Here is a 26,289-nt window from a genome sequence, read left to right on the forward strand (position 1 = left end):
ATGCCGGATGCACGCTGCACCCGCGGTCTCGTGTGTGCAATGTGCACAAGAAGATGCGCACACGAGCATACAGGGCAGCGGAGGCAATCCGACATTCCCTGCGCAATGGCTTTACGGCTTATGCCGCGCTCTTGTGTCCGCAAAATCTGTCAGAATGTGCAAACGGGCGGTTTTGACCAACCGCCCGTTCGCTGGATCTGAGCCCGTTCGTGCTCGAAGGCCATAGAGCCTGCCGGGGAGCGTGGGACAGGTCCGGTGTCTTCCTCAACCCGAACAGTTGCATGGGCTTGGAGCCCGAACCGAGCAAGGAAGGGAGCTGGATGATGGCACAAAATGATCTCGTTGTCGCGGGAATCGATGTCGCCAAGGACAAGGTGGATGTTTGCATTCGTTCGCTGGCTTTGAGGCGCACGTTTGCAGCCACAGCCGAAGGTCGCCGCGAACTGGCATCGTGGCTCCGCCGGCGGAAGGTCAGCAAGGCGGTGATGGAGGCGAGCGGCGGCTACGAGCGCGAGTGGGCCAAGGCGCTGCGTGATGCCAGGATCGAGGTTCGGATCGTCGATCCGAAGCGCGTTCGCAGCTTCGCTCAATCGGCCGGACGGCTCGCCAAGAATGACACGATCGATGCCGAGATGATTGCCTGGTTCGCCGAGACCTTCGACGAAGCTCCGGGCCAAGCCTATGACGCGAAGCGCGAAGAGCTTCATCAGATGGTGAATGCGCGCCAGGCACTGAAGGAGATGCAGACCAAGCTGGAAAGCCAGGGCGAGCATGCGCTGCCGGCCGCGGTGCAGCGGATTCACGCCCGGATCCTGAAGACGATCGGTGTCGAGCTGGTCAAGATCGAGGCCGCGATCTCGGCCAAGATCCAGGCGACGCCGCATTTTACCGAACTCGCCGAGATCATCGAAAGCGTTCCGGGCCTCGCCCGCACCACCTCTGCTGCGCTCATCGCCGCCATGCCGGAACTGGGGCAAGCCAACAACAGGATCGTTGCGGCCTTGTTGGGTGTCGCCCCTTACGATGACGACAGTGGCCGACGTCGAGGCGAGCGGCACATCAAGGGCGGGCGCCGTCGGATCCGCAACGTGTTCTATATGGCCTGCCTTGGGGCGGCGACACAGCACAATCCGGTCCTCAAGGCCTTTTACGATCGCCTGGTTGCCAAGGGAAAAGAAAAGAAGGTGGCGCTGACCGCCTGCATGCGCAAGCTGATCAGCATTCTCAACATCATGATCGAGCGGCGCCAAAAGTGGGATGCCAATCGGTACGCATTGAGCTGATCGAGCGCCTCCTCTGCGCTCGGTCTGCGACCGAGCGCCTGCCAAGCCAAAGGACCGGTGAGCGGACGGGCTCAAGGCCGAAGCCGCCGGAGGCGGTGGCGCTTGCCAGCCTTGAACCCGGCCGATCACTGGTCCAATTCATCACAGTTGCTCCCCGGCGACGAATTCGTCTTGTCACCGTCGTCAGCGGATTTAAGGTTTCGTGCGCGCCCGGTTGGGCTCGAAAAACCTCCGCCGACTTGACACCAGCAACGGGTGCCAGGACCACACGGTTTTGCCGTACGCAACAACGTCGCTCGTCCTGCGCGCCGTGATCGCTCACGGAAATCCGCCCTGCGATCTCTCGCGCGCGCGACGCTGTCGCGTCCACCGCAGCCCGTCCCAACGTTCGTGACGATGGCCAACGCCCCTCTTCTCGGGACGGGATGGCAATAGATGTGAACTGAGTTGGGGTCACCTGAAAACAGGAATATTTTCTAGAGTGGGGATTGACTCGCACTTCGCAAAACGCGGCAAGTGATTTGCCCGTCGGGCAATCGATGGCGACGCGAGCAAGATCGATGTCTTCAATGGCAAAACCGGACGCCGACGTTTTCGACATTAGTCCTACCCTCGGCCACCAAGCCAGCGGGAGGCGATCGGGCGGAGCGCTTGGTCAATCGGGCGATTTTCCAATCGCCTCAATTACTCGACATTCGGCAGCGCGACCTCCGCTGCACGATTTCAGCATCCGTTTCATCTCTCTGCGCAGCGCCGTCAAACGCTCGATCTTTTGCTCGATCGCAGCCAAGTGCTCGCGGGCAAGCGCGTCGATGTCATTGCACGGCCGATCGGGTTCATCCTGCAGCGCCAACAATGCTCGGATTGCTTCGATTTCGAAACCAAGCTCGCGGGCATGTCGGACAAACGTGAGCCGCCGCGTCGCATCCTCGGTATAGTATCGGCGGTTGCCATCTGAACGGCTGGGAGCGGGTAAGAGGCCGATTTGCTCGTAGTAACGAATGGTCGGCACCTTGACCCGAGTTCGCCGGGCGACGTCACCGATCGACAATACCTCCGGTCTTTCGCCCATGGGCTCTTGCTCCTCTAGCCGCTAGAGGTAGCATATATCCCCGATTGGATGCGAGTACATTGGGTCTCACTATGATCGATCGCTGCCAGGACCACTGTTGTGCCGACGCGCACGCTTCGGCGGCACCGGCATGGCGACGCGCGCTCTGGATCGCGCTTGCCGTGAACGCCGGAATGTTCGCCATCGAAATCGGCGCTGGAATGGCGGCCGGCTCCAGTTCGCTCCAAGCCGACTCCCTCGACTTCCTGGGTGACGCGGCAAACTACGCGATCAGTCTTGGCGTCACCGGAATGGCACTGAACTGGCGCGCCGGTGCCGCGCTTCTCAAAGGGATCACCTTGTTCGCACTTGGGACATGGGTGGCGGCAACGACGATCCTCCATGCCACCTACGGTACCCTCCCGAAGGCCGAGCTCATGGGGGCGGTCGGCTTTCTCGCTCTCGTCACCAACGGCGCCGTCGCCCTCATGCTGTATCGCTTCCGCCGCGGCGACGCGAATATGCGCTCGGTTTGGATATGCTCACGCAACGATGCGATCGGCAACGTCGCCGTCCTCCTTGCCGCCATCGGCGTTTTCGGCAGCGGCACCGGTTGGCCGGACGTGATCGTCGCCTCAATTATGGCTACCCTCTCCCTGTCGGGCGGCTTTCAAATCATATGGCATGCCATCGCAGAGCTTCGCGGGGAGCCGCGGTTGACGTCACAGACCAACGGAAGGGTTTCGTGAAGAGCTTGGTAGCGGCCGCAACGCTCGCACTCCTGCCGACGATATGCTTCGCCGAGAAGCTTGAGACCACGCACCTCTTCGGCTTCACGCTCGGCAGCGATGTGAACGACGTCGGCGAGAATGAGGCCGAGAGCGAAGGCACCAACCGCTTCGGGAAGGGTGCCGGCTCGTATACCGCGCTCTCACAACAGCTCGCGGTCAAGTTCATCCCATTCCAGGATTTTTCGATCGAGCCCAGCGTCGGCGTCGCCTATCATGACATAAGCGGCGTCTCAGGTCTCGACGACCGGCATCAGATGGCGTTCGACACGGTATCGCTTGAGATGCGGTATCGCGTGCTCAATCGCGAGCGTGCGCCCTTCGGACTGACCCTCGGCGCCGATCCGCATTGGGGCCGCGTCGACGACCTGACCGGAGAACCCGTTGATAGTTATGGCACCGATTTTTGGATCATCGCCGACAAGGAGCTCGTATCCGATCGCATCTTCGCGGCCTTCAATGTTTTCTATCAGCCCGAAGCGATCCGGCTGCGTGCGACCGGCATATGGGAACATCAATCGCAACTCGGGACATCCGCAGCGATGGTTTTGCAAGTGCATCCGGCTGTTTTCCTCGGCGCAGAGGTGCGCTACATGCGCAGCTATGACGGTCTCGGGCTCGACGTTTTGATAGGAAAAGCCCTTTTCATCGGGCCCACGTTCTATGCACGGCTCTCGGAACGTGCGTGGGTTTCGGCAGCCTGGAATGCGCAGGTCACTGGCCGAGCGGTCAACGCTCCTTCCGGCTCGCTGGATCTTGCCAATTACGAGCGCTATCAGGCGAAGCTTCGGTTTGGGTATAACTTCTGATCGACCCAGAGCCCCGCGAGCCGACCCCGAGGGCTCGCTGTCCGTCCGCGGAAGCGTGCACACCGTCAAGACGGCATGCGTTCACAGGTGGTGGGCACGGCGCATACGCGCCTTTGCCCACCCTACAGCAGTGCAACCTACTCCGCCGCCATCTGCCTTGGCGCCGGCGGCGGATTGACGAGATCGGCGGCCAGTTGCGCGTAGCGCGCTTTGGCGTCCTGCACCGCCTTCTCCTTCACCGGGCCATAGCCCCTGATGCGGTCGGGCAGCGACAGGATTTCGATCGCGGTATCCAGCGTCAGCGGCGACAGCAGGCCGAGCACGGTGGTCACATCCTTCTCGTAACCGACAATCAGATCGCGCTCGAGCTTGCGGTCGGCGGTCTGGCCGAAGATATCGAACGCGGTGCCACGCAGGCCACGCATCTTCGCGAGGATGCGGAACGCCGTCATCATCCACGAACCGAAGGCGCGCTTGCCCGGCCGCCCCAGGGCGTCGATGCCGCGTGACAGGAACGGCGGCGCGAGGTTGAAGCTGAACTTGAAGTCGCCCTCGAACTGGTCGCGAAGCTGTTTTTCGAAACGGCCGTCGGTGTAGAGCCGCGCCACTTCATATTCGTCCTTGTAGGCGAGCAGTTTTGCATAGTTGATCGCCACCGCGCGCGGCAGTGCCTCGCCATAGCCGCCGCTCGTTGCGGCGTCGCGCACCTGCGTCACCAGCTTGCGGTAACGCTCGGCAAGCCCCGCGTTCTGGTAATCCGTCAGCAACGCGCTGCGATGGGCGATGATCTCGTCCAGCGACATCGCATCCAGCGTTTTGGGCGCCACCGTCTCGTCCTGATCCTTCATCATCGCGATCAGTCGGGCCGGATCGGCCGCAGCCAGACGTCCCAACTGGAATGCCTGGATGTTCAGCTTGATGGCAACGCCATTGACCTCGATCGCCTGCTCGATGGCGTTTGCCGACAGCGGCAGCAGGCCTTTTTGATAGGCAAAACCCATCATCATCATGTTGGTGGCGATGGAATCGCCAAGCAGCACTTCGGCGGGTTTTGTAAAATCGAAGAACGAAGAATCCTTGCGCAGCGCGGTTTCCAGCACGCTGTTGACCTGGCGTGCCCTAAAATTGAAATCGCGGTTGAGGATGAAGTCGGCGATCGGGATGAGGTGGGTGTTGATGACGCCGGTGGTGCGGCTGGATTCGCAGAGCGTGATGGTTTCCTTGGCGGCGGCCACCACTTCGTCGGCGGCGAGCACGAGATCGGCCGTACCCGTGACGATGCGCGAACAGGTGACGTCGGCGGTATGTTCGGACAACCGGACATGGCTCAGCACCGCGCCGCCCTTCTGCGCGAGGCCGGACATGTCCAGGATCATGCTGGCCTTGCCTTCGATATGCGCGGCCATGCCGAGCAACGCGCCGATCGTCAGCACGCCGGTGCCGCCGACGCCGCCAACGGCGACGTTATAGGGCCGCTCCAGCGTGGGCCTTGACGCCGGTTCGGGCAGATCGCCGATATCGCCGACGCCGGCCGGCGCGCGGCGGCGCAGCTTTCCGCCGTCGACCGTGACGAAGGACGGGCAAAAGCCCTTCAGGCAGGAATAGTCCTTGTTGCAGGTCGACTGGTTGATGGTGCGCTTGCGGCCCATCTCGGTTTCCAGCGGCTCGACCGAAATGCAGTTCGATTGCACCGAGCAGTCGCCGCAGCCCTCGCACACGGCGGGAATGATCAGGACGCGGCGCGCCGGATCCTCCAGGGTGCCGCGCTTGCGGCGGCGGCGCTTTTCGGCGGCACAGGTCTGCACGAACACGATCGCCGACGCCCCCCTCACCTTGCGCAGCGTTTTCTGGACCGTATCGAGCTCGTCGCGATGCGCGGTCTTGACGCCAGGCGCGATTTCGTTCGCGGGATAGGCGTCGGGATTTTCGGAAACCAGATAGATGTCGCGGATGCCTTCGGAGTGAAGCTGGAAGGTGATCTGCTGCGGCGACAATTCGCCGTCGACGTGCTGGCCGCCGGTCATCGCGGTCGCGTCATTATAAAGGATCTTGTAGGTGATGTTGGCGCCGGATGCGATCGCCTGACGGATCGCGAGGCTGCCGGAGTGGAAGTAAGTGCCGTCGCCGAGATTGGCGAACACGTGCTCTTCCTTGGTGAAGGGTGCGACGCCGACCCACGGCACGCCCTCGCCGCCCATATGGGTAAAGGTCTCGGTCGAGCGGTCCATCCACAGCGCCATGAAGTGGCAGCCGATGCCGGCAAAGGCGCGACTACCTTCAGGGACTTTTGTCGAGGTGTTGTGCGGGCAGCCCGAGCAGAAATACGGCGTGCGGGTGATCGGGGCGACGGCCTGCATCTGGCTGGCCTGGCGGCCGTTGAACCAGTCGGCCTTGGCGCGCAGCATGGCTGCGATCTCGGGATTGAGATTAAGTCGAAGCAGGCGTTCGGTCAGCGAGCTTGCCAATGATGCGACGCTAAGCTCCTCCGCGAACGGCAGGAAGCGCTTGTCGTGATCGTCCATCTTGCCGATGATGCGGGGCCGCACGTCGTCGCGCCAGTTGAACAGTTCCTGCTTGACCTGATTTTCGACGATCTCGCGGCGCTCCTCGATGATGAAGATTTCCTCGAGCCCGACCGCGAATTGCCTGACCCCTTCCGGCTCCAGCGGCCAGGGCATGCCGATCTTGTACAGCCGAAGCCCGATCTTGGCGGCGATTTCCGGCGTCACGCCGAGTTCGCGTAAGGCCTGCCTGATATCCTCGTAGCTTTTGCCTGACGCCATGATGCCGAAGCGGGCATTCGGCGAATCCATGGTGACGCGGTTGACCTTGTTGGCGCGGGCAAAGGCGATCGCGGCAAAGCCCTTGTAGTCCTGCAGCCGGCGGTCCTGCGCATAGCGGTCGTCGGGCCAGCGCAGGTTGAGTCCATCCGGCGGCATCTCGAAATCGGTCGGGATGATGAAGGGCGTCATCTCGTCGGTGAGGTCGATCTCGGCGGTGGTCTCCACCGTCTCGGTAATCACCTTCATGCCGACCCAGCAACCGCTGTAACGCGACATCGCGATCCCCAGCAGGCCCATCTCGATCATTTCATGGATGCTGGACGGATAGAGATAGGGCATCAGCGCGGAGATGAAGGCGTGGTCCGACTGATGCGGGACGGTGGAGGATTTGGCGCCGTGGTCGTCGCCGGCCAGACACAGCACGCCGCCGTTTTTCGCCGATCCCGCCGCGTTGCCGTGGCGGAAGACGTCGCCGCAGCGGTCGACGCCGGGGCCCTTGCCGTACCAGATGCCGACCACGCCATCATGCTTGGCGCCGGGCGACAGATTGAGCTGCTGCGAGCCCCAGATCGCGGTGGCCGCGAGATCCTCGTTCACGCCGGGCTGGAATTTGATGTTGTATTGCTCGAGGTGCTTTCGGGCGGCGAACAGCTGCTGGTCGTAGCCGCCGAGCGGAGAGCCGCGATAGCCGGAAATGAAGCCCGCGGTATTGAGGCCGGCGGCCCGGTCGCGGCGGATTTGCGCCATCGGCAGGCGGACCAGCGCCTGAATGCCGGTCAGGAAGATGTGGCCGGTCCCTTGGGTGTATTTCTGGTCGAGACTGATCGGACCCTGGTTGATTCCCATTCCGCCCTCTTAAAGATTTGGTCGCGGTAAGCTCTGGTCGCGTAAGCCTTGGTCACGACGACTCTTTTTAACTAGTCATCTGAACTTGTTAGAGCCAGTCTATGTCGGATTTTTCCTCTCGCGCACTACAATTCTGGGCAAACGAACCCCGCTTTCGAAGTTCGCAATTTCGTGTTGGGAATAACGGCTGCCTTTTTCGGTTTGTGTCGTCCGGGAGCCCCGGCGCGAAATGGCGTGGCGTCGGCATCACGCTCGCTTTCGCGCTATAACGCCTTGGAAGGTCAATCGGTGCAGGGACGACAGCAGATCATGCGGGCGATTCTCGTTTGTTTCCTCTTGTGCACTGCGTTCGTCGCCGGCGAAGGCCGCGCCGAGCCCTCGGCTGAGGTCATCGCCCGCGGCAAGGCGCTGACGGACGCCGGCGATTGCGCGAGTTGCCATACCGCCGATCCCGCAAAGCCGTTCGCCGGCGGAAAACGGATCGATACGCCGCCGTTTGGCGGGATCTATTCGCCCAACCTGACCCCGGACCGCGATACCGGCATCGGGGCCTGGAGCGACGAGGAGTTTTATCGCGCGCTGCGCTATGGCGTCGCCCGCGACGGCTCGCGCTACTACCCCGCCTTTCCCTATCCCAACTTCACCAAACTGATCCGTGACGATATTTTGGCGATCCGCGCCTATCTCGCGACGCTGACGCCGGTTCGGAATACGCCGAAGCCGGCAGAACTGCGCTGGCCGCTGAACTACCGGATCGTGATGCGCGGCTGGGATCTGCTGTTCTTCAAGCCCGGAATATTGATGCCGGACCAGTCGAAGAGCGCGGCGTGGAATCGCGGTCGTTATCTCGTCGAGGGCGCGGGCCATTGCGGCGCCTGCCATACGCCGAAGAACATGCTGGGTGCCGACAAACGCGGCCAGCCATTCGCCGGCGGACAGGTCGGCGGCATGTTCGCGCCGCGGCTCGACGGCGCCGAACGCAGCGGCCTGAAATCGTGGAGCGCCGACGATATCGCCGAATATCTGCAGAGCGGCCGCAACGGCCGCAGCCATGCCGGCGAATTGATGTCGGAGGTCGTGCTCAATTCAACCTCCAGGATGAGCGATGCGGATGTCAGGGCGATCGCGGTCTACCTCAAGGATTTGCCGGCAGGCCCGCCGGAGCCTGCCGTGTCGGCGCCCCCGCCGGCGCAAATGGCTGACGGTGAGAAGCTCTACAAAGGCGCCTGCGTCGCCTGCCATGAGCTCGATGGGTCCAGCGCGCCGCGGATCTATCCGCCGTTGCCGGGCAACGCCAATCTGCAGTCGGCCGATCCCTTGAGCACGCTGCGCGTCATCCTCGATGGCGCACAAAGCATCACGACGCCGCGTGCGCCCAACACCGGATCGATGCCGGCCTATGCCGCGAAATGGTCGGACCAGGAGATCGCCGATGTCACCACATACATCCGCAATTCCTGGGGCAACGCGGCGCCTGCGGTGACACCGGATCAGGTCGCGAAAGCGCGCAGGGCAAAATGATCGTCAGCGCTGATCCCCGCGGAAGACGAATTTCGGCATTTCCCATTTGTAGCGGATCGCCAGCAGACGAAACGTGAAGCCGAGCACAAAGGTCAGCGCGGTCCAGACCTGGTCATTCAGCTTCAGCCCGAACGCGGTGGCGTAGAACAGCCCGGTGACGACGGAAATGCTGGCGTAGAGTTCCGAGCGGAATAGCAGCGGCACGTCGTTGCAGAGGATGTCGCGCAGCACGCCGCCGGCGCAGCCGGTGATCATCCCGGCCACCACCACGATCACCAGCGGCAAGGAGGCGTCGACCTGCCAGGCCACGTCGCAACCGGCCATGGTGAAGATCACCAGACCGATGGCGTCGAGCACGAGGAACGCCGCGTACAGCCGATGCACCAGGCGGGCAATCAGGATGGTCGCCAGCGCCGCTCCCGCCGCCAGCAGCAGGAAGGGCGGGTGCTGCACCCAGACCAGTGGATAATGCCCGAGCAGGACGTCGCGGATGGTGCCGCCACCGAGCGCGGTAATGCAGCCGAGCATGCAGACGCCGGCCCAGTCCATGCTGCGCTTGCCGGCGGCCAATGCCGCCGTCATCGCCTGGGCTGCGACGGCCACGAACGACAGAATTTGCAGAACCGAATCGGTCGGCGGCAGGGTCCACATCGAGAACCTCATGGAACGGGTTTGGAACCTCGGGGCCTGGACGTGAGCCCTTCAATTGAGTCTTGGGTTCCATCAGGCACAGGTTGCAAGATTACCCGGAACCTCCGCCCGCGCCAGCGATTGTCTCCCGCGATTAGCATTGGGGCGCTAACGGAGGACCCAATTCATGGCATACCAATTCAATCCGAACGATCCCTACCGCACTGGTTTGACCGATGACGAAATCCGCCGTCAGGCACGTCTCAACAGTCTCGACAACGAGATCCAGCCCGATCCGGAGCTCTCCGAGGGTCCGGCCGGCAACGCCAAGGTCGCGTTGTTCGCGCTCGCCATCGCCGTGGTGCTGGGCGCCGTGTTCTACGGGCTGAACAACAGCAGCATCAACCAGGCCGGCACGACGCCGGCTACCCAGACCGCGCAGACTCAGCCTGCCAATCCCCCCGCAGCCCCTCCGGGCATGCGTGACGTGACGCCCCGTGCCAACAACCAGTCCGGCATGACAACGGGTGCGGCTCCGGCACGTCCGGCGACGCCGCCGGCCAGCACGGATATGAACAAGAGCGCCAATCCGCCGGCGGACACCGCACCGGCCAGCAAGTAACGCCTGACGCATCAATCCGACACCACGCCGCGGGCATTGATTTGCCCGCGGCGTTTTCCGTTTTGAGTTACTTGAACATCTTGTTCAATTCGCCGCCGGGATAACCGTTGGCAAGCTCGCCAAACGTGCCCTGCTCTGCCATCTCGCGCGCGGCCTTCATGAACCCGCCCCAGGCCGAGCGCGCCAGCGACCCGCCGACGCTGATGCGACGCACGCCGAGGTCGGCGGCCTCTTTCAGCGACAGACCGGACGCGCCGATCAGGAGATTGACCGGCTTCGGATGCACCGCTTTCACCACGGCTGCGATCTGCTCCCGTGTCTTGATGCCCGGCGCATAAAGGCAATCGGCGCCCGCGTCCGAGTACGCCTTGAGCCGGTCGATCACCAGGTTCAGATCGGTTACGCCCCACAGAAAACCTTCGCAGCGGCCGGTCAGCAGCACGCCGCTGTGGTCGGCATCGATCGCCCTGCGGGCGGCCTTGATGCGCTCGACCGCCAGTTCCGATTCGAATAGCGGATTTGCGGCATCGCCGGTGGAATCCTCGATCGACAGCCCGGCAACGCCGGTCTTCACGCCGCGCGCGACGTTGGCGCCGACTTTTTCCGGCTCGACGGCAAAGCCGCCTTCGAAATCCGCATTCACGGGCAGATCGACCGCCGCGCACAGCGCGGTGAGATGCTCGCAGACCTCATCGACGGTGACGCGGTTATCGGCCTTGGCGATGGTCCAGGCAAAGCCTGCGCTGGTGGAGGCCAGCGCCTTGAAACCGAGATGCTGCAGCGCGCGGGCGCTGCCGGCGTCGAACGGATTGGGAATGATGAAGCATCCGCTCTCGTGCATCTTCTTGAAGATGGCGCGCTTGTCCGCGGTCGTGACCGGCATTGTTTTCGCTCCCTGATATCTGGCTGGCAAAGATAGGTGCGCGCGTCTGGCGGCGCTAGTGCGCCTCGTGAACGGCGCGGCTGTCCTTTGGCGCCTGCGCGCGATCGGTCATGCCGTAGTCGCGGATCACGCCGGCAATGCGCAGCCGGTAGTCCTGGAAGATTTTGGCGCGGCCCATGCCTTGCGTCCGGCGATGCTGCGGGATGTTGCGCCATGCCTCCACCGCCGCTTCGTCGCGGAAGAACGACAGCGACAGGATCTTGCCCTTCTCGGTCAGGCTCTCGAACCGTTCGATCGAGATGAAACCGTCGATGGTCTCGAGAATCGGCCGCAGCTCGGCTGCGAGATCCAGATATTGCTGTTTGTGTTCCGGCTTCGGCCAGACTTCGAAGATCACCGCAATCATTCAACTCTCCCTGACGTGATTGCGACCCTTATAGCGCAACCTGCCGCAAAAATGTCCGCTCTTCGGCGAGGATGAACTTGTTCTCCTCGGCGAAATTGAAATTGGCCATACCCTCCTTGTCGGCGCGCAGTCGCGCGCGATAGGCCTCGTACGCGGCCAGACTCTCGAACGAGATCAGCGCGAACGCAATGTTGTTGGTGCCCTCGTGCGGCATCCAGTAGCCCAGGAGGTCGCCGCCGCATTTCGGAATGATGGTGAGCCAGCGCTTGGAATATTCCTCGAACAGCGCGCACTTGAACGGATCGAGCTGGTAACGGATGAAAACGGTGACGGTCACGGGAACCCTCCGATGTGTATTACTTCGTCATTGCGAGCCACCGGGTCGCGCGAATGCGCGCCCGATGACAGGCTCCGCGAAGCAATCCATCGTTCCGAGGAAAGGAAGAATGGATTGCTTCGTCGCTTCGCTCCTCGCAATGACGGAGCCAAGCTTCATGACGGAGCCAAACTTCGAGTCCGAGAATATCCGCTTGATTGACGTCAATGCTTCGGCTATCATCGAACTATGAAAGCTGGCCCCGATATCGCCATGGTCGCTTCCCTGGTCGGCGACCCCGCGCGTTCCAACATGCTGACCGCGCTGATGAGCGGCCGCGCGCTGACCGCGAGCGAGCTCGCGCAGGAAGCCGGCATCACGCCGCAGACCGCGAGTTCGCATCTGGCGAAGCTCGAGGCCGGCGGCCTGATCGAGCCTGAGAAACAGGGCCGCCACCGCTATTACCGCCTCACCGGCCCCGACGTCGCCGGCGTGCTCGAAGGCCTCGCCGGCCTTGCCGCTCGCGCCGGCCATATGCGCGTGCGCACCGGGCCAAAGGATCCGGCGCTGCGGCGGGCGCGGATTTGCTACGATCATCTGGCCGGCGATCTCGGCGTGCAGATGCTCGACAGCCTGAAGAAGCAGCGGCTGGTGCGCGAAACCAAGCAGACGATCGAACTGACCAGCGAGGGCAAGCGGTTCATGGCCACCGCCTTGCAGATCGACGCCGACACGCTGGCCCACCCGCGCCGTCCGGTGTGCAAGGCCTGCCTCGACTGGAGCGAGCGGCGGCATCATCTGGCCGGCACGCTGGGCGCGGCCATGATGTCGCGATTCACGGAACTCAAATGGGCCGAGCGGGATTCGGCCCAGGGCAGCCGCGTCGTCAACTTTTCGCGAACTGGCGAAAAGCGGTTTGCAGCGCTGTTCGGAAACGGCGAATAGAGTTAGCCACTCCTGATCGTCGCCATGCTCGGCCAAAAGCGCGAAGCGCGTCTTCGCGCCAGATGTGCCGGGCATCCACATCTTTCGGTATGTCGGCAAGCAAAGACGTGGATGGCCGGGACAAGCCCGGCCATGGCGGAAAAACTGTCTTCCGGAGCTTTCGATGAAATATCTGTTCGCCACAGCGCTGTTCGGCGCCCTGCTCGCCTATTCCTTCACCCCCGCCTGCGCCGCCGAGCGCGAGCCCTACGGCATCGGGCTCGAAGGCTTCGCCTATCCCTACCCCGTCAACATGCTGCCGCTGGTCAATGACGGCGAACAGGTGCGGATGGCGTATATGGATGTAGCCGCAGCGCAGCCGAACGGGCGCACCGTGGTGCTGCTGCACGGCCGCAATTTCCCGTCGAGCTATTGGGCCCCCGTGATCAAGACGCTGACCGACGCCGGCTACCGCGTGGTGGTGCCGGACCAGATCGGCTTTGGCAAATCCTCCAAGCCGATGGGTGACCTGCATTTCGACACGCTGGCGCGCAACACCGTCACGCTGCTCGATCATCTGCAGATCGCCAAAGCCGACATCGTCGCGCATTCGCTCGGCAGCATGCTCGGCGTACGCATCGCCCGCGCCTACCCCGACCGGGTCAACCATCTCGTGCTCACCGCGCCGATCGGGCTGGAGGATTACCGGCTCTACGTGCCGCCGACGCCGACCGAAAAAATCCTGGAGAACGAGGACAAGCTCACGGCCGACGGCTATCGCAAGCAGCTCGAGACCAACTATGCGCTCAAGCTGCCGCCCGACCAGGTGACGCCGTTCATCGATGCGCGCTTCAACATCAAGGGCAGCGCCGAATATCCGCGCTGGCTGCGCGCCTTTGTCGCCTCCGCGCAACTGATCTACCGCGAGCCGGTGGCCCACGAAATCCCGCTCATCACGCAGCCGACGCTGTTCATCATGGGCGCCGACGATCACAACGCGCCGGGCAGGCCCAATGCACCGGAAGCGCTGCGCGCGAAGATGGGCCAGAACGCCGAACTCGCCAAGGCGTTCGCGGCGAAAATGCCCAACGGCCGCGCCGAGGTGATCCCGGATACCGGCCATCTGGTGTTTCTCGAAGCGCCGGCGAAATACAACGAACTGCTGCTCGGCTTTCTCGCCGCCCGTTAGCGCTGCCGAACAGGCATTTGGATCAACTACGTTCATGCCGTATTCAGTTCAGTGCCGTTAGGCTGACCATGTTTCGAGGATGGCACAGCTCATCGAATCATAAGGCTTGAAGTCTTTTGCGGTGTCGCGTGGTGCGGCCCCGAAATGAAGGGAAAAAACATGAAATACCTTTTCGCGGCAGTTCTGATGGCAACGACAATCGCGGGCTTTGGCGCCGCCAATGCCGCGGGCGGCTGCGGCCCCGGCATGCATCGCGGGCCCGAAGGCGGATGCCGGGTCAATGGCGGCGGCGTCGTGGTCGTCGAACGGCCGGTCGTCGTCGAACGGCCTGTGGTCATGGTGCGCCCCGGCCGCGTCTGCCCGATCGGCTTCTCCTGGCGTTACGGCCGCTGCCGCCCGCTCTGAGCGCAAACATCTGACGCAAGGCAAGAACCTCGCTCAGGCGGGGTTTTTGTTTGGATGAAGGAGACAGGGGCCTTGATGCGGCCCCTGCGCTTCACTCACCAGCCGTTGCGGAAGCAGTGGCGGCCGAACGGGCCGGAATGCCAGCCGGGCGGGCAATTATACATCGGACGGCATCCACCATAGGGACGCCCTTTACCAGTAGCGGCGGTGCCAGTGATGGCGATGCCAGCGGTGGTGCCAGCCCCAATGCCTGTGGTGCCAACCCCAATGCCGCCTATGCCAGCCCCAGTGACGGTGGTGCCAGTGGTGGCCCCAGCGTACTTCCTGCGGCTTGAGACGATCGACTTCGCTTTCATTAGTGACGGCAGGATGGGCATCTTGATGGGCGGAAAACCGTCCGTCCGTGCCCAGCGGTTGCGGTGCCAGCGGCGCGGCCTGGGCGGTGGCGGCGACCGCCGCAGCGCCCGCAACAACGCCTAAAGCAATCTTCAAAAAGTCCCGGCGTTCCATGACATCTTCCTCCTCCTGGGATGGCGAGTGATGCGAACGGATTTTCGCCGCTCCGATATGAACGCTCGCTGAATTGTTTATTCAGGAAACGCGAATCTCGCTTCGCATCCCTGCTGCCGCCCGCCACAGCAGCTGTCACAATGCTATGGTGATATCATCCGCGCATCCCGCCATCGAGGTGACCATGCTTTTACGCCGACGTTCCGCCGCCCTCTCCGCGCTCTGGGCGCTCGCCTTGACGGCAACCGCCGCGGCGCAAAGCATCCCGCTGCCGCGCGAGGCGCAAATCGGCCCCCGTCCGTTCTATCTCGTCGACAAGATGAAGGACGGGCCGCTGAAAACGCAGCTCAGCCAGTGCACCGGGCCGTTCCACAAGACCGATTTTTCCTTCGGCCATCGCGGCGCGGCAATGCAGTTTCCCGAGCACAGCAGGGAGTCGTACATGGCCGCGGCGCGCATGGGCGCCGGCGTGATCGAATGCGACGTCACCTTCACCAAAGACAAGCAACTGGTGTGCCGGCATTCGCAATGCGACCTGCATACCACCACCAACATCCTGTCGGTGCCGGCGCTATCAGCGAAATGCGCGCAAGGTTTTAGCCCGGCCGATCCCGCCACCGGCAAGAAGGCGTCCGCAAAGTGCTGCACCAGCGACATCAGGCTGGCCGAATTCAAGACGCTGACGGCCAAGATGGACGGCTTCAATCCGGACGCGACAACAATTGCCGACTACCAGAACGGCACGCCGCGCTGGCGCACCGACCTCTACAGCAATTCCGGGACCGTGATGACGCATGACGAGAGCATCGCGCTGATCAGGAGTCTCGGCGCCAAATTCACGCCGGAACTGAAGGCGCCGGAAGTGCCGATGCCGTTCGACGGCGACTACACCCAGGAAAAATACGCCAGCCAGATGCTGCAGGCCTACAAGCAGGCGGGCATTCCGGCGAGCGACGTATACGCCCAGAGCTTTAACCTCGCCGATATCCTGTTCTGGGGCAAGACCGAGCCCGCGTTCGCGGCACAGGCGGTGTATCTGGAGGATCGCTACGAGAAACGCGGCCTCGACCCTGCAAAACCCGAGACCTGGCAGCCGTCGATGGCGGAGCTGAAAGCGCAAGGCGTCAAAATCCTGGCGCCGCCGATCTGGGTGATGCTGGCGCTGAACGACAAAAAGGAAATCGTGCCGTCCGAATACGCCCAGGCCGCGAAGGCCGCCGGCATCGATCTGATCGGCTGGTCGCTGGAGCGCGACGGCCCCTTGAACAAGGGCGGCGGCTTCTATCACTCGTCGGTCAAGGCCGCGATCGACCGCGACGGCGACATCCTGACGGTGCTCGACGTGCTTGCAAAGCAGGTCGGCGTCCGCGCCATGTTTTCCGATTGGCCGGCGACCACGACGTTCTATGCGAGTTGCATGGGAATGAAGTAAGGGCAGCAAGTCTTTCGGTCTGCGCCGAAAATTCTTTCGTCGTCCCGGCGAACGCCGGGACAGCCTCGCGCAACATAACCGCCGGTGGTTATGGGTCCCGGCTCGCGCTTCGCTTGGCCGGGACGACGGCCAGAGGAAGTTACACCCCATATTCCTCCGCGAGCACCAGCAACTCCCGCGTTCGCGTCACATCCGGCCAGTCGCGGTTGAAGTCGGCCACCAGCCGCTTCATGTCCGCGCTGTTGACGGCGCGATCGAGCGAGGCCTGGTCGGCGAACTGGTACGTCGCCTGATGCAGCGCGGGATCGGTCAGGCTCCAGGCGCGCCACGCCTTTTCCGCGCCGAACGATTTGACCGCATCCGGCAAATGCTCGCGGGAATACCAGGCGTCAAAGGCCGGACGTTTGGCGGCATCGGCGACGATGGCGCGGACGACGAAGTAAGCTAACGGCATTGGTGTTCTCCAGTTACGCATTCTCGCTCGTCATTCCGGGGCATCGCGGAGCGATGAACCCGGAATCTCGCGCGTACAATCTCCAGATTCCGGGTTCGCGCTGGCGCGCGCCCCGGAATGACGGCGCAAACACATTGCGCAACGCCAACCCTAAACCCAGCCGCCCCGCGCCATGATCGCGGCAAAGAGCAGGATGAAGACGATGCTCAGAAGCTCGCCGTGAATGACGGCGGTGACCAGATGCAGCTTTTTCGCACTGATCGCGGGCACCTGCCCTTCCCCAATCGCCTTGCGCCATGACAGAAATTCGACGGTCGGGATGATCGACAACAAGCCGATCACGATGAAGATCGAGAATTTCGTGATGAAGGCGTGGCTGTGCCAATAATAGTCCGCGCCCTTCTCGAAGAAGAACACCCGCAGCAAGCCGATCACGAGCAACGCGCCGGCGGCGATGCCGAGCACCATGTCGGTGACCTGCAGCCGGCGCGCGGAGGAAAGCGTCAGCTCCCCGCGGATCAACGCGAATTCGATCGCGACCGCCGACACCAGCGTGAACGCACAGACATGGTGGAGGAAGGCGAACAGCGTGGACATGGCCAGAATTCCCTCGAGGCTCCCTTTTTTCGGCCGATTGTAAGCGTGGAGGAAGCAGATTCAAGGTGCGACCGTCATTGCGAGCGCAGCGAAGCAATCCATGCCGCCGCATCAAGAAAGACTGGATTGCTTCGTCGCTTGCGCTCCTCGCAATGACGCTCTCACGACACGCGCTTTCGCCCCCCGCGGCGCAATGCGCCCGAGTCGTGGGGGATGAGACGGCGAGAGTTCTAGGCCCGGTTGGGACTATTTTCCTTGGCCTTGATACGGAAATCGTTGATTTGTCCGTCGGGCAAGCGCACCAAGAACGCAGATGGGGTGACGGGCCCGGTAAAGTTGGCACGGCACGTGAAAGAGCCCTACCCTGCCGCGGCTGGGTTTGTGAAGCTTGCCGGGATTGGGCGCGTCGAAAGCTGGCGCGGGATCAACAGGTTGCGGTATACTCCGGCGTTACGGCCAGGCGAACGCCCATGACCGATGAACAGCTCGTAGACATGCACAGGTTCCTTGCCGAGTACCATCGCACGCTCGCCAGGAAAGCGGTGCTCGATGTCGTGCAACAATATCACTCTGATCTTGCGCAGCGGCTCACGGATGAGGCCGCGCTGATACCAAGACGAACGGCGATTGCGCAGCGCCTTCTCGAAGGCGAGCAACGCCAAAGGGACGATGAGGAGTGAAGGGCATCGGCCGCCGGAGTGTCAGGACAATGCCGGCGCTGGATTCCGAAGGCAAGATCGTCCCGTCGGAATTTGCCAACGCCGCGGCGACGACGTTTCATGCGACTATGAAGTGGATTCTCACAACGGCAAATTGTCGTGCTTCTTCATCGGTATCTCGACATGCTTATCCCTGAGCATCGCCAGCGCGCGCGCGATGCGGCGCCGGGTCGAATGCGGCATGATGACGTCGTCGATGTAGCCGCGTTCGGCGGCGATGAACGGTGACAGGAAGCGGTCTTCGTATTCCTTGGTGCGGGCGGTGATCGCTTCCGCATCGCCGATGTCGCTGCGGAAGATGATTTCCACCGCGCCCTTGGCGCCCATCACCGCGATCTGCGCGGTCGGCCAGGCGTAGTTCATGTCGGCGCCGATTTCCTTGGACGCCATCACGTCGAACGCACCGCCATAGGCTTTTCGGGTGATGACGGTCACGAGCGGCACCGTGCATTGCGAATAGGCGAACAGCAATTTGGCGCCGTGCTTGATCAGGCCGCCATATTCCTGCGCGGTGCCGGGCAGGAAGCCCGGCACGTCGACGAACGTGACGATCGGGATGTTGAAGGCGTCGCAGAAGCGGACGAAGCGCGCGGCTTTGCGCGAGGCGTCAGAATCGAGCACGCCCGCCAGCACCATCGGCTGGTTGGCGACGAAACCCACGGTGCGGCCGGCGATGCGGCCGAAACCGGTGACGATGTTTTTGGCAAACGTCTCGGAGATTTCGAAGAAGTCGCCCTCGTCGACGACTTTCAGGATCAATTCCTTCATGTCGTAGGGCTTGTTCGGATTGTCGGGGATCAGCGTGTCCAGCGACATGTCCACGCGGCCGATGTCGTCAAAGCTCGGCCATTCCGGCACGCCGTCGGTGTTGTTCGAGGGCAGAAAATCGATCAGCCGGCGCATCTGCAGCAGCGTCTCGACGTCGTTCTCGAACGCGCCGTCCGCGATCGAGGAGCGCGTGGCGTGCACCGAGGCGCCGCCGAGTTCTTCCGCGGTCACGACTTCGTTGGTGACGGTCTTCACCACGTCGGGCCCGGTGACGAACATGTAGCTGGTGTTCTTCACCATGAAGATGAAGTCGGTCATCGCCGGCGAATAGACGTCGCCGCCGGCACAGGGGCCCATGATGACGGAGATCTGCGGGATCACGCCGGAGGCGATGACGTTGCGGCGGAACACGTAGGAATAGCCCGCCAAGGCAGCGACGCCTTCCTGGATGCGCGCGCCGCCGGCGTCGTAGAGCCCGATGATCGGCGCGCGCGCCTTCATCGCCATGTCCTGGATCTTTACGATTTTTTGCGCGTGGGTTTCGGACAAGGAGCCGCCGAACACGGTAAAATCCTTGGCGAACACAAACGTCTTGCGGCCGTTCACGGTACCCCAGCCGGTGACGACGCCGTCGCCCGGCACCTTGGTCTTTTCCATGCCGAATTCGGTCGAGCGGTGCTCGACGAACATGTCGAATTCCTCGAACGAGCCCTTGTCGAGCAGCAATTCGATGCGCTCCCGCGCGGTCAATTTGCCGCGGGCGTGCTGCGCCTCGATGCGTTTTTCGCCGCCGCCGAGCTTGGCGCCGGCGCGCCGTTCTTCGAGGGTGTCCAGGATATCCTTCATCTGTATCTGCCCGTCCTTGAGTACCGATTTGGCTTTGGATTTCAGGGGTTCTAACACGGCAATTTCGGGACGGGAAACGGCCTTCCGGCATCTGGTAACCCTGCCCTGCGGTCGATATATGCGGGGGCCAGATCATAATCCCGATGGGATTATGATCTCATCTTTGTTTGAGCATGATCTTTCCGGAAAACCGGCTCCCACTTTTCCGGATCATGCTCTGGAGCCGAATCCGATGTCCGATAGCGCAATTTCAGAACCCACAGGCTCCGCATCGGGCGGCGTGCGAACGCTGCTCCGGCTGGAGGGATTGGCGCTGTTTCTCGGCATGACGTTGCTGTACGGGGTCTGGGACGGGTCGTGGTGGGTCTACGCCATCCTGTTCCTGGCACCCGACCTCTCCTTTGCCGGCTATCTCGCCGGCCCCAAGGCCGGTGCTTTCATCTACAACGCCGCGCACAGCTACATGGCGCCGATGGCGCTGATGACGACGGGCTTTGCGCTGTCCTCGCCGCTGGTGCTGTCGATCGCCATGATCTGGCTGGCCCATATCGGCTTCGACCGCGCGCTCGGCTACGGCCTGAAATACTATGCCGGATTCGGCTTCACCCATCTTGGACGGATCGGCAACGCCCGGATTTGACAGGCTCCCGTCAGCTTGTAGTCTTCCCCAACATCGACAAGGCGCGATAAGAAAATTTGGGGGAAACCGATGCTGACGGACTGGCGCGTCGCGGTCACGGCCGCGATTTTTTGTACCGGTGTTTTGCTGACCTGCATCGAAACCAACGCGCAATCGATGCCGAAGGAAATCGCCTCCCGGATCGAGATCTACGCGATTCCGTCGCTAACCATTTCGGACCAGCAATTCCTGACCGGCGACACCAACGGCAAACAGGTCACCGTCGCCGGCGAATTCCGCATCGCGCAAGGCAGCGGAAAGCTTCCGGTCGTTGTCATGATGCACGGCTCGAGCGGCGTCGGGCCTTCGATCGAACCGTGGGCGCACCAGTTCAACGCGATGGGGATTTCGACTTTCGTGATCGACGGTTTTTCCGGCCGCGGATTGACCGCGGTCGGCCCGAATCAGGCCCTGCTCGGCCGGCTCAATTTGATCATCGATATCTATCGCTCGCTTGAAATTCTCGCTAAGCATCCGCGCGTCGACCCCGATCGCATCGTGCTGATGGGATTTTCGCGCGGCGGGCAGGCCGCGCTCTACGCCAGCCTCGATCGCTTCAACAAACTCTGGAACAAGTCCGGCGTGCAGTTTGCCGGCTATATTCCGTTTTATCCGGATTGCTCCACGACCTACGCCACCGACACCGAGGTCGCGGCGCGCCCGATCCGGATCTTTCACGGCGCGCCGGATGATTACAACCCGGTCGCAAGCTGCAAGCGATATGTTGCGCGGTTGCAGGAGGCCAAGCGCGACGTGGTGCTGACCGAATATCCGGACTCGCAGCACGGCTTTGACTCCGGCCTGCTCGGGCTGAGCACCGTTGCCGTATCCACCAACGCGCAGACCGCGCGCAACTGCCACCTCAAAGAGGGCGAAGGCGGCCAGCTGATGAACGCGGATACGCAGGCGCCGTTTACCTACAAGGATCCCTGCATCGAACTCAATCCGCATGTCGGCGGCAATCCGGCGACGGCGCTGGAAGCGCGCAAGGCCGTGAGCGATTTTTTGCAGGCGCTGTTCAAGCTGGAATAGGCATCCAGCAAGCGTCCATCCTTCGAGACGGCGCTTCGCGCCTCCTCAGGATGAGGTCTTCGAGACGCGGCGAAGACGCCGCTCCTCAAGATGAGGTCTGTGGATCCTCATGGTGAGGAGCGCGGCAACGCCGCGCGTCTCGAACCATGAAGCCACTGGATCGGAAGCTTGCCTACTTCTCCCCCACCTTGAACGGCGGCTCCTTGCCGGGAGGCACGGTTTCTTCCGCCATCGCCAGCAGCATCGCGACCATGACGTAATTGCCGGAGACCGCGGTCAGGTCGACGATCTGCTGGTCATTGAACACTTTCTTGGCCCGCGCATAGGTTTCGTCGGAGACCTTCTTCGTCGTCGTCAATTCGGTGACGAAGTCGTAGACGACGGCCTCGTCCTCGGCCATTTTCGACGGCCGCTTGCCCTCTTTCAATTCGGCGATGATGTCGGCTGACAGTCCGGCCTTTGCCGCCAGCGGCGCATGCGCGAACCATTCGACCTGCGAGGTCCACTGCCGGCCGATGATCAGGATCGCAAACTCGTTGAGTTTGGTGGGCACCGAGGTCTGCCAGCGCAGGTAATAGAACAGGTCGTACAGCCGCTGGCCCAGCACCGGGCTGCGGATCATCGGGTTATAGGGTCCGCCGAGGCCGACGCTCGACACCTTCATGATCTGCTCGCCGAGCGGCTTTTGCGCTTCGCTGAGCTGGTCCATGGTGAGCTGCGGAAAGCGCGGCTCCTTGCCGGTCGCGGGCGCTGCAAACATCGTGGCGGCGAACCAGCCGCCGGCCGCGGCAATGGCGAGCGACGACATCCAGAGTGACGCTTGGTGCATGACTTCCTCCGTGCATTTTTTTGTTGCACGAAGATGGTAGTCCGGCGGCGCTTCACGCGCCAGCCGGCGCGGCGCAGGTCAGCCCGTCAGATCGCGACGATATCGGTGAGGCATTGCTGCGTCACCGTCATCCGCGCGGCGATCTGGCTCGGCTCCTTGCAATCCATGTTCATCGCAAACACGGTCTGCTCGGAGCCCTTCTCGGCCCAGCCGACCAGCCAGCCCAGTGACGGCTTGCCGACCTCCGCGCCCAACAGACCGCTCTTGGCGCGGATGGTGGCGTCGCCGACTTTCGTCACCGGCAGGATGTCACGCACCAGATCCTGGCTGCGTTTTGACACCGGCAATACGCCGCGGCGCAGCCGGTCGACGAAATCGACCTGCTGGATCGGATCGATGCGCAGATTGCCGGTCAGCCAGAACTGGTCGATGCCGCCGCCGATGTCGCGGTTGCCGTAGTCGAACAGGTCGACATATTTCTGCATGCGCTCCTGGCCGATGCGGCGCGCGATCTCCTGATAGACCGGCACCGCGGAGGCCGCGATCGCCGAGCGCATGGTGTGATCCTTGTTCCAGGCCTCGATGCTGCGCGTCACCCCGTCCCATTTGAAGACGTCCTTGTCGGGATCCGCGACCACGCCGGTCTCCAGCGCGATCAGCGAATTCGGGATCTTGAAGGTCGAGGCCGGCAGCTTCGCCTGGCCGGAGCGGACCTTGTCGCTGGCGATGATCAAATAATCGTCGACCTTGTAGCCGACGAAGGTGCCTTCGGTGCCGAGGTCGAAAAACCGTTTTGCCAGATCCTCGCGAAACTCGCTGCGCTGATAGGAGACATTGGCAAGGCTGCGCGAAGGCAGGATGGTCGCGGCGGCAAGAAGACCGAGCGCATGGCGGCGATTGATCACGGGGGGTATCCGGACTGGTTGAGGAGCGCGGCAACGATGTGGATGCCATCGTGGTAAAACAATGACAAGACAAATGCCAGATGGCGGATTTTCCAGCCCGTGGCTTCATCCTTCGAGACGCACGTTAACGCGTGCTCCTCAGGATGAGGTCTCCAAACCCTCATGGTGAGGAGCGCGGCAACGCCGCGCGTCTCGAACCATGAGGCCCGCGCCTTACCGGATTCTGCCCGACAGCCGCAGCACGAAGATCAGCACTTCCGCCACCGCCTTATAGAGCTCGGCCGGGATTTCGTCGCCGATCTCGACATTGGACAGCGCGCCCGCCAAAACCTCGTTCTCCTCGATCGGGATGTCGTGGGCTTTGGCGAGTTCGATGATCTTGGCGCCGATGACGCCCCTGCCCTTGGCGGTGACGCGCGGCGCGCCGGTCTTGTCGTAATGCAGCGCGACCGCGAGCTGGTTTTTGGTATCCACGCTCATAGCGCGCGATCCAGGAAATGTCCGGCGCGGGCCGGTGCGGTCTGCGGCGGGACGCCGGCGCGTATCGTGATTTCGCCAGGCCGAAGCTCGGCGCGGCTCAGCGCCTGGCTCAATTGTCCGGCGCCGGCGCGCAATTGCTCCGCCGTGGCGGGCCGTTCCGCCCACATACGCACGGAGGTCTTGTCGCCGACCAGCGATACCAGCGCATGGACCGGACCGGCCGGCTCGACTTCGAGCGAAAACCGCGCCCGCCACACCCGCTTGCCGGCTTCAACGGTCTCGCCGCCGCCGTCGCGGGAAATTTCGAACTGTGCCATCGCCGTGCCCTGCGGCGTCACGAACGGAATCTCGAAATTCCAGCGCGGGGTGCTGGTGTCGATTTTGGTGTTTGAAAGGTCGATGCGGTCCGGCAGCGACGCCACCTGCAGCAGGATTTGCCGCGCGATCGCCGCATCGGTATCGCCGAGCAGATGATGCGCCGCGGTTGCCAGCGGCGCGCCGGGTGCGATCGACGGCGACGCAATCGGCTGGGCAGTCGGCAGCGCGCCGCGAAATGGCGGCGGCGGCGTGTTGGTGTGGACGGTCACGTCAGCGCCGAGAATATCGCGCGGCGTCGCCAGCGATCGGGCGGGGTTGCCGAGCTCCTGCAAGGCTTCCTGCAGCATGTTCAAGGTCGCGCCCGCCGAGGGGCCGGCATCGAGCGCGGCGGCCAGCGCGCTGCGGCCAAGGCCGCTCGACTGAAAGAGATCCTCGGCGACCGGCAGCCGCGCCTGCGGCAGAAGTATTTCCTCGATATCCAGGCTTGGTGACGGTGATGAAGCAAGGCCGGGAGCAAGGCCGGTTGTTGCCGCGGCATGCAACGGCGCCGCCGCGTCCACCGCCGGCGTCACCGCTGCCGCAGCTACCGGCGTTGGTGCGCTTGCCGTCGTGCCGAGCGCCGCTTGCAGCGTTTGCCGCAGCACGATCAACGCGGCCTTGAGATCGGGAACGCCGGTGGCGGTGGACGGGACCGATCCCGATGCGAGCGAGGCTTCAAGAAAGAGTCCGGACTTCTGAAACGCCGCCTTGATATCGCTGCCGGCGAGATTTTGATCGAGGCTGGTCTGCTGCGCCACCACTTGCGCAATCGCCTGCTGCAATTTCGGCGGCAGGCCGCCCGACGACGTCACCGCGCCGAGATTGGCAAACAGCGGCGCCAGGCTTTCCTGCGCGGTCGCTGCACCCTGCGCCGCCGCCGAGACCACCGCGCGCTCCAGCGGCGTCAGCACATTCCTTTGTGGCGCCGTGATCGTCGGCGGATTGCCGGCGGCATCGACCAGTGCCTCAGGCGAAAGTGATACCGCGTCGCCCGCAAGGCCAGCGGCATCGGCGCCCTGCCCGACTACCGCAAGCCGGACGCCATCCTGGGTGTGCGATACCGCAAGCTGCAGGGTCTGGCCCTCCTGCAGCGGGACTTCCGAGAGCACGTCGATCGACAGGCTCGCGATCGCGATCCGCACCAGATCGGCGGAGAGCACCTTCAAGACCTGCGCGTTGACCACGCTGCCGGCCTGCAGCGCGAGATCGGGCGCGGTCGCGCCGACCTCTTGGACGGCAATAACCGGAAGCACTGGATTGATGGATATCGCCATGGCGGAGGTCTCGGCCCGAAGGCGAAACGCTACCCCAGCGTCGTAAACCTCTCGTTAACCGACAGAGCGCGATCAGCAAAAGTGGCAACCGGTTTTGCGTCCGATCGCGCTCAAATTATGAAACAGGCGCATGTTCATACGCCCGGGGGTTTAGCGCTTCAGGGCGGTCAGGATGCGGACGGCGGCCTGAAAATCGACCAGCCGGGCGGCCCGGCGGGCCGCCACCTCCTCGTCCATGCCCCATTTCTCGATGTTCCAGTCCTCGTCGACATGGGCGGCGGCCCAGACCTGTTCGGCGTCGCGCACGCCATGCGCCAGCGCCAGCGCCAGCAGCGCCGAGCCGGTCAGGGTGGTCACCACATGCAACGCCGAGATCGACCAGGGGTCGTCAGGGAAAGCGCCCCGCGCCGCCGCCACCGCCGTCTCCGGCTGGGCGACATGCACGATGCCTTCGGCGAGGATGAAATGCGCGCCCAGCGTATCGGCCGCCCAAAACAGGATCGGGTCCCAATGCGCGGCTTCCTTGGCGACCAGCGCCTCGGGATAGCCGGCGCGATAGAACAGCAGATCGGTGCCTAGGTATTTTGCAACATCGTCCGCGACCGCGTCGACCCGATCGGCTACCGCCTCGACGACGCTGTTGGCAAAGCGCGTCAGCGGCATGGTCAAGGGATTGATCATCTCGCCTTGCGCATTCCATTCGGCTGCGATCGCCTCCGCAATCTCGCGCGTGGGCGCCACCACCTGGCGGCCGGACGGCGTGCGGATCGGCTTGCCATCGAGCGTGACCGCAAAGCCGCCATCAGCCTCGGCCACGCCGGCCGAGGTATAAACGCGCTTGCGCTGTGGCGCGCGCGTCGTGCGGCGCACGGCCTCCTGCGGATCGAGCGGGGATTTTCCCGCCACTTCATCGAATAATTCGCGCATGGGGCCTTATAGCGTTTTTGAGCG

Annotated in this window: 27 protein-coding genes; 12 read left to right on the forward strand and 15 right to left on the reverse strand. The window is 63.1% G+C overall.

What is annotated here, in order from left to right; all coding sequences use genetic code 11:
- The first annotated feature begins 320 nt into the window (after positions 1 to 320).
- Positions 321 to 1,283 carry an IS110 family transposase gene (locus V1289_RS00120; RefSeq protein WP_334395129.1) on the forward strand — a complete coding sequence of 321 codons (963 nt, stop codon included), beginning with the start codon at positions 321 to 323 and terminating at the stop codon, positions 1,281 to 1,283.
- 655 nt (positions 1,284 to 1,938) lie between these two features.
- Here the strand turns inward: V1289_RS00120 and V1289_RS00125 are convergent.
- The gene (locus tag V1289_RS00125; RefSeq protein WP_334395130.1) at positions 1,939 to 2,355 is read right to left on the reverse strand and encodes a MerR family transcriptional regulator; all 417 of its coding nucleotides are present in this window, start codon (positions 2,353 to 2,355) and stop codon (positions 1,939 to 1,941) included.
- A gap of 71 nt (positions 2,356 to 2,426) precedes the next feature.
- On the opposite strand from V1289_RS00125, the gene V1289_RS00130 reads away from it, so the two are divergent.
- Together V1289_RS00130 and V1289_RS00135 are read left to right on the forward strand one after the other, a co-directional pair.
- Positions 2,427 to 3,083, forward strand: coding sequence for a cation transporter (locus tag V1289_RS00130; RefSeq protein WP_334395131.1), 657 nt, complete (start codon positions 2,427 to 2,429; stop codon positions 3,081 to 3,083).
- Entirely contained in the window at positions 3,080 to 3,931 is an 852-nt protein-coding gene (locus tag V1289_RS00135) for a hypothetical protein (protein WP_334395132.1), read from the forward strand. Before V1289_RS00130 ends, V1289_RS00135 begins: the two co-directional genes overlap by 4 nt.
- A 137-nt stretch (positions 3,932 to 4,068) precedes the next feature.
- Here the strand turns inward: V1289_RS00135 and V1289_RS00140 are convergent, their stop codons facing one another.
- On the reverse strand, positions 4,069 to 7,560 hold the full coding sequence (locus V1289_RS00140; protein WP_334395133.1) for an indolepyruvate ferredoxin oxidoreductase family protein: 3,492 nt from the start codon (positions 7,558 to 7,560) through the stop codon (positions 4,069 to 4,071).
- A gap of 309 nt (positions 7,561 to 7,869) precedes the next feature.
- Between V1289_RS00140 and V1289_RS00145 the strand changes: the two genes are divergently transcribed.
- A complete protein-coding gene (locus V1289_RS00145; RefSeq protein WP_334407195.1) occupies positions 7,870 to 9,081 on the forward strand; it encodes a cytochrome c in 1,212 nt (403 codons plus the stop codon).
- A gap of 3 nt (positions 9,082 to 9,084) precedes the next feature.
- Here V1289_RS00145 and V1289_RS00150 read toward each other — a convergent pair whose 3' ends face one another.
- Complete coding sequence (locus tag V1289_RS00150) at positions 9,085 to 9,732, reverse strand: trimeric intracellular cation channel family protein (protein WP_334395134.1); 648 nt, start codon at positions 9,730 to 9,732, stop codon at positions 9,085 to 9,087.
- A gap of 166 nt (positions 9,733 to 9,898) precedes the next feature.
- Here V1289_RS00150 and V1289_RS00155 point away from each other — a divergent pair, with 166 nt between their 5' ends.
- A complete protein-coding gene (locus V1289_RS00155) occupies positions 9,899 to 10,333 on the forward strand; it encodes a hypothetical protein (protein ID WP_334395135.1) in 435 nt (144 codons plus the stop codon).
- A gap of 67 nt (positions 10,334 to 10,400) precedes the next feature.
- Here the strand turns inward: V1289_RS00155 and V1289_RS00160 are convergent, their stop codons facing one another.
- The 3 genes from V1289_RS00160 to V1289_RS00170 are packed head-to-tail and all read right to left on the reverse strand — an operon-like array spanning position 10,401 to position 11,959.
- Complete coding sequence (locus V1289_RS00160; protein WP_334395136.1) at positions 10,401 to 11,216, reverse strand: isocitrate lyase/PEP mutase family protein; 816 nt, start codon at positions 11,214 to 11,216, stop codon at positions 10,401 to 10,403.
- Between the two features lie 55 nt (positions 11,217 to 11,271).
- On the reverse strand, positions 11,272 to 11,622 hold the full coding sequence (locus tag V1289_RS00165; RefSeq protein ID WP_334395137.1) for an antibiotic biosynthesis monooxygenase family protein: 351 nt from the start codon (positions 11,620 to 11,622) through the stop codon (positions 11,272 to 11,274).
- A 28-nt stretch (positions 11,623 to 11,650) separates the two neighbouring features.
- On the reverse strand, positions 11,651 to 11,959 hold the full coding sequence (locus tag V1289_RS00170; RefSeq protein ID WP_334395138.1) for an NIPSNAP family protein: 309 nt from the start codon (positions 11,957 to 11,959) through the stop codon (positions 11,651 to 11,653).
- A gap of 228 nt (positions 11,960 to 12,187) precedes the next feature.
- On the opposite strand from V1289_RS00170, the gene V1289_RS00175 reads away from it, so the two are divergent.
- The 3 genes from V1289_RS00175 to V1289_RS00185 all read left to right on the forward strand — a co-directional run bounded on the left by V1289_RS00175 (position 12,188) and on the right by V1289_RS00185 (position 14,456).
- Positions 12,188 to 12,883, forward strand: a complete 696-nt coding sequence (locus tag V1289_RS00175) for an ArsR/SmtB family transcription factor (RefSeq protein ID WP_334395139.1) — start codon at positions 12,188 to 12,190, stop codon at positions 12,881 to 12,883.
- 163 nt (positions 12,884 to 13,046) lie between these two features.
- Positions 13,047 to 14,051, forward strand: coding sequence for an alpha/beta fold hydrolase (locus V1289_RS00180; protein WP_334395140.1), 1,005 nt, complete (start codon positions 13,047 to 13,049; stop codon positions 14,049 to 14,051).
- A gap of 159 nt (positions 14,052 to 14,210) precedes the next feature.
- The gene (locus V1289_RS00185; RefSeq protein WP_334395141.1) at positions 14,211 to 14,456 is read left to right on the forward strand and encodes a GCG_CRPN prefix-to-repeats domain-containing protein; all 246 of its coding nucleotides are present in this window, start codon (positions 14,211 to 14,213) and stop codon (positions 14,454 to 14,456) included.
- A gap of 192 nt (positions 14,457 to 14,648) precedes the next feature.
- Here the strand turns inward: V1289_RS00185 and V1289_RS00190 are convergent, their stop codons facing one another.
- Positions 14,649 to 14,966, reverse strand: coding sequence for a twin-arginine translocation signal domain-containing protein (locus V1289_RS00190; protein ID WP_334395142.1), 318 nt, complete (start codon positions 14,964 to 14,966; stop codon positions 14,649 to 14,651).
- Between the two features lie 184 nt (positions 14,967 to 15,150).
- Here V1289_RS00190 and V1289_RS00195 point away from each other — a divergent pair, with 184 nt between their 5' ends.
- Positions 15,151 to 16,398, forward strand: coding sequence for a glycerophosphodiester phosphodiesterase family protein (locus V1289_RS00195; RefSeq protein WP_334395143.1), 1,248 nt, complete (start codon positions 15,151 to 15,153; stop codon positions 16,396 to 16,398).
- Positions 16,399 to 16,537: 139 nt separating this feature from the next.
- Here V1289_RS00195 and V1289_RS00200 read toward each other — a convergent pair whose 3' ends face one another.
- Both V1289_RS00200 and V1289_RS00205 read right to left on the reverse strand, forming a co-directional pair.
- A complete protein-coding gene (locus V1289_RS00200) occupies positions 16,538 to 16,852 on the reverse strand; it encodes a hypothetical protein (protein ID WP_334395144.1) in 315 nt (104 codons plus the stop codon).
- A gap of 150 nt (positions 16,853 to 17,002) precedes the next feature.
- Positions 17,003 to 17,449, reverse strand: coding sequence for a DUF2214 family protein (locus V1289_RS00205; RefSeq protein WP_334395145.1), 447 nt, complete (start codon positions 17,447 to 17,449; stop codon positions 17,003 to 17,005).
- Positions 17,450 to 17,919: 470 nt separating this feature from the next.
- Here V1289_RS00205 and V1289_RS00210 point away from each other — a divergent pair, with 470 nt between their 5' ends.
- Complete coding sequence (locus V1289_RS00210) at positions 17,920 to 18,129, forward strand: hypothetical protein (protein WP_334395146.1); 210 nt, start codon at positions 17,920 to 17,922, stop codon at positions 18,127 to 18,129.
- 120 nt (positions 18,130 to 18,249) lie between these two features.
- Here V1289_RS00210 and V1289_RS00215 read toward each other — a convergent pair whose 3' ends face one another.
- Entirely contained in the window at positions 18,250 to 19,782 is a 1,533-nt protein-coding gene (locus tag V1289_RS00215; RefSeq protein WP_334407196.1) for an acyl-CoA carboxylase subunit beta, read from the reverse strand.
- Between the two features lie 232 nt (positions 19,783 to 20,014).
- Here V1289_RS00215 and V1289_RS00220 point away from each other — a divergent pair, with 232 nt between their 5' ends.
- The gene (locus V1289_RS00220) at positions 20,015 to 20,422 is read left to right on the forward strand and encodes a DUF4260 domain-containing protein (protein WP_334395147.1); all 408 of its coding nucleotides are present in this window, start codon (positions 20,015 to 20,017) and stop codon (positions 20,420 to 20,422) included.
- Between the two features lie 69 nt (positions 20,423 to 20,491).
- A complete protein-coding gene (locus tag V1289_RS00225) occupies positions 20,492 to 21,493 on the forward strand; it encodes a dienelactone hydrolase family protein (protein WP_334395148.1) in 1,002 nt (333 codons plus the stop codon).
- A gap of 172 nt (positions 21,494 to 21,665) precedes the next feature.
- Here the strand turns inward: V1289_RS00225 and V1289_RS00230 are convergent, their stop codons facing one another.
- The 5 genes from V1289_RS00230 to V1289_RS00250 form a co-directional block, all read right to left on the reverse strand.
- A complete protein-coding gene (locus V1289_RS00230) occupies positions 21,666 to 22,322 on the reverse strand; it encodes a carboxymuconolactone decarboxylase family protein (protein ID WP_334395149.1) in 657 nt (218 codons plus the stop codon).
- 86 nt (positions 22,323 to 22,408) lie between these two features.
- The gene (blaOXA, locus tag V1289_RS00235) at positions 22,409 to 23,227 is read right to left on the reverse strand and encodes a class D beta-lactamase (protein WP_334395150.1); all 819 of its coding nucleotides are present in this window, start codon (positions 23,225 to 23,227) and stop codon (positions 22,409 to 22,411) included.
- 213 nt (positions 23,228 to 23,440) lie between these two features.
- Positions 23,441 to 23,707, reverse strand: a complete 267-nt coding sequence (locus V1289_RS00240; protein WP_074276065.1) for an EscU/YscU/HrcU family type III secretion system export apparatus switch protein — start codon at positions 23,705 to 23,707, stop codon at positions 23,441 to 23,443.
- Complete coding sequence (gene fliK / locus V1289_RS00245; protein ID WP_334395151.1) at positions 23,704 to 25,338, reverse strand: flagellar hook-length control protein FliK; 1,635 nt, start codon at positions 25,336 to 25,338, stop codon at positions 23,704 to 23,706. The genes V1289_RS00240 and fliK overlap by 4 nt, the downstream gene beginning before the upstream one ends.
- Positions 25,339 to 25,488: 150 nt before the next feature.
- Positions 25,489 to 26,265 (reverse strand): ATP12 family chaperone protein, encoded by a 777-nt coding sequence (locus tag V1289_RS00250; protein WP_334395152.1) that lies wholly within the window; start codon positions 26,263 to 26,265, stop codon positions 25,489 to 25,491.
- Positions 26,266 to 26,289 lie beyond the last annotated feature (24 nt).

The sequence above is a fragment of the Bradyrhizobium sp. AZCC 2289 genome, from assembly GCF_036924615.1.
Taxonomy (GTDB): Bacteria; Pseudomonadota; Alphaproteobacteria; order Rhizobiales; family Xanthobacteraceae; genus Bradyrhizobium.

Bases quoted from the DNA above. Each gene is read 5' to 3' on its own strand.
- V1289_RS00180 (WP_334395140.1), top strand. From the start codon at position 13,047: ATGAAATATCTGTTCGCCACAGCGCTGTTCGGCGCCCTGCTCGCCTAT.
- V1289_RS00200 (WP_334395144.1), bottom strand. From the start codon at position 16,852: ATGCCGTTAGCTTACTTCGTCGTCCGCGCCATCGTCGCCGATGCCGCC.
- V1289_RS00185 (WP_334395141.1), top strand. From the start codon at position 14,211: ATGAAATACCTTTTCGCGGCAGTTCTGATGGCAACGACAATCGCGGGC.
- V1289_RS00230 (WP_334395149.1), bottom strand. From the start codon at position 22,322: ATGCACCAAGCGTCACTCTGGATGTCGTCGCTCGCCATTGCCGCGGCC.
- V1289_RS00220 (WP_334395147.1), top strand. From the start codon at position 20,015: ATGTCCGATAGCGCAATTTCAGAACCCACAGGCTCCGCATCGGGCGGC.
- V1289_RS00225 (WP_334395148.1), top strand. From the start codon at position 20,492: ATGCTGACGGACTGGCGCGTCGCGGTCACGGCCGCGATTTTTTGTACC.
- V1289_RS00175 (WP_334395139.1), top strand. From the start codon at position 12,188: ATGAAAGCTGGCCCCGATATCGCCATGGTCGCTTCCCTGGTCGGCGAC.
- V1289_RS00250 (WP_334395152.1), bottom strand. From the start codon at position 26,265: ATGCGCGAATTATTCGATGAAGTGGCGGGAAAATCCCCGCTCGATCCG.
- fliK (WP_334395151.1), bottom strand. From the start codon at position 25,338: ATGGCGATATCCATCAATCCAGTGCTTCCGGTTATTGCCGTCCAAGAG.
- V1289_RS00130 (WP_334395131.1), top strand. From the start codon at position 2,427: ATGATCGATCGCTGCCAGGACCACTGTTGTGCCGACGCGCACGCTTCG.
- V1289_RS00215 (WP_334407196.1), bottom strand. From the start codon at position 19,782: ATGAAGGATATCCTGGACACCCTCGAAGAACGGCGCGCCGGCGCCAAG.
- V1289_RS00155 (WP_334395135.1), top strand. From the start codon at position 9,899: ATGGCATACCAATTCAATCCGAACGATCCCTACCGCACTGGTTTGACC.
- V1289_RS00125 (WP_334395130.1), bottom strand. From the start codon at position 2,355: ATGGGCGAAAGACCGGAGGTATTGTCGATCGGTGACGTCGCCCGGCGA.
- V1289_RS00195 (WP_334395143.1), top strand. From the start codon at position 15,151: ATGCTTTTACGCCGACGTTCCGCCGCCCTCTCCGCGCTCTGGGCGCTC.
- V1289_RS00210 (WP_334395146.1), top strand. From the start codon at position 17,920: ATGACCGATGAACAGCTCGTAGACATGCACAGGTTCCTTGCCGAGTAC.
- V1289_RS00165 (WP_334395137.1), bottom strand. From the start codon at position 11,622: ATGATTGCGGTGATCTTCGAAGTCTGGCCGAAGCCGGAACACAAACAG.
- V1289_RS00140 (WP_334395133.1), bottom strand. From the start codon at position 7,560: ATGGGAATCAACCAGGGTCCGATCAGTCTCGACCAGAAATACACCCAA.
- V1289_RS00160 (WP_334395136.1), bottom strand. From the start codon at position 11,216: ATGCCGGTCACGACCGCGGACAAGCGCGCCATCTTCAAGAAGATGCAC.
- V1289_RS00150 (WP_334395134.1), bottom strand. From the start codon at position 9,732: ATGTGGACCCTGCCGCCGACCGATTCGGTTCTGCAAATTCTGTCGTTC.
- V1289_RS00240 (WP_074276065.1), bottom strand. From the start codon at position 23,707: ATGAGCGTGGATACCAAAAACCAGCTCGCGGTCGCGCTGCATTACGAC.
- V1289_RS00145 (WP_334407195.1), top strand. From the start codon at position 7,870: ATGCGGGCGATTCTCGTTTGTTTCCTCTTGTGCACTGCGTTCGTCGCC.
- V1289_RS00190 (WP_334395142.1), bottom strand. From the start codon at position 14,966: ATGGAACGCCGGGACTTTTTGAAGATTGCTTTAGGCGTTGTTGCGGGC.
- V1289_RS00120 (WP_334395129.1), top strand. From the start codon at position 321: ATGATGGCACAAAATGATCTCGTTGTCGCGGGAATCGATGTCGCCAAG.
- V1289_RS00205 (WP_334395145.1), bottom strand. From the start codon at position 17,449: ATGTCCACGCTGTTCGCCTTCCTCCACCATGTCTGTGCGTTCACGCTG.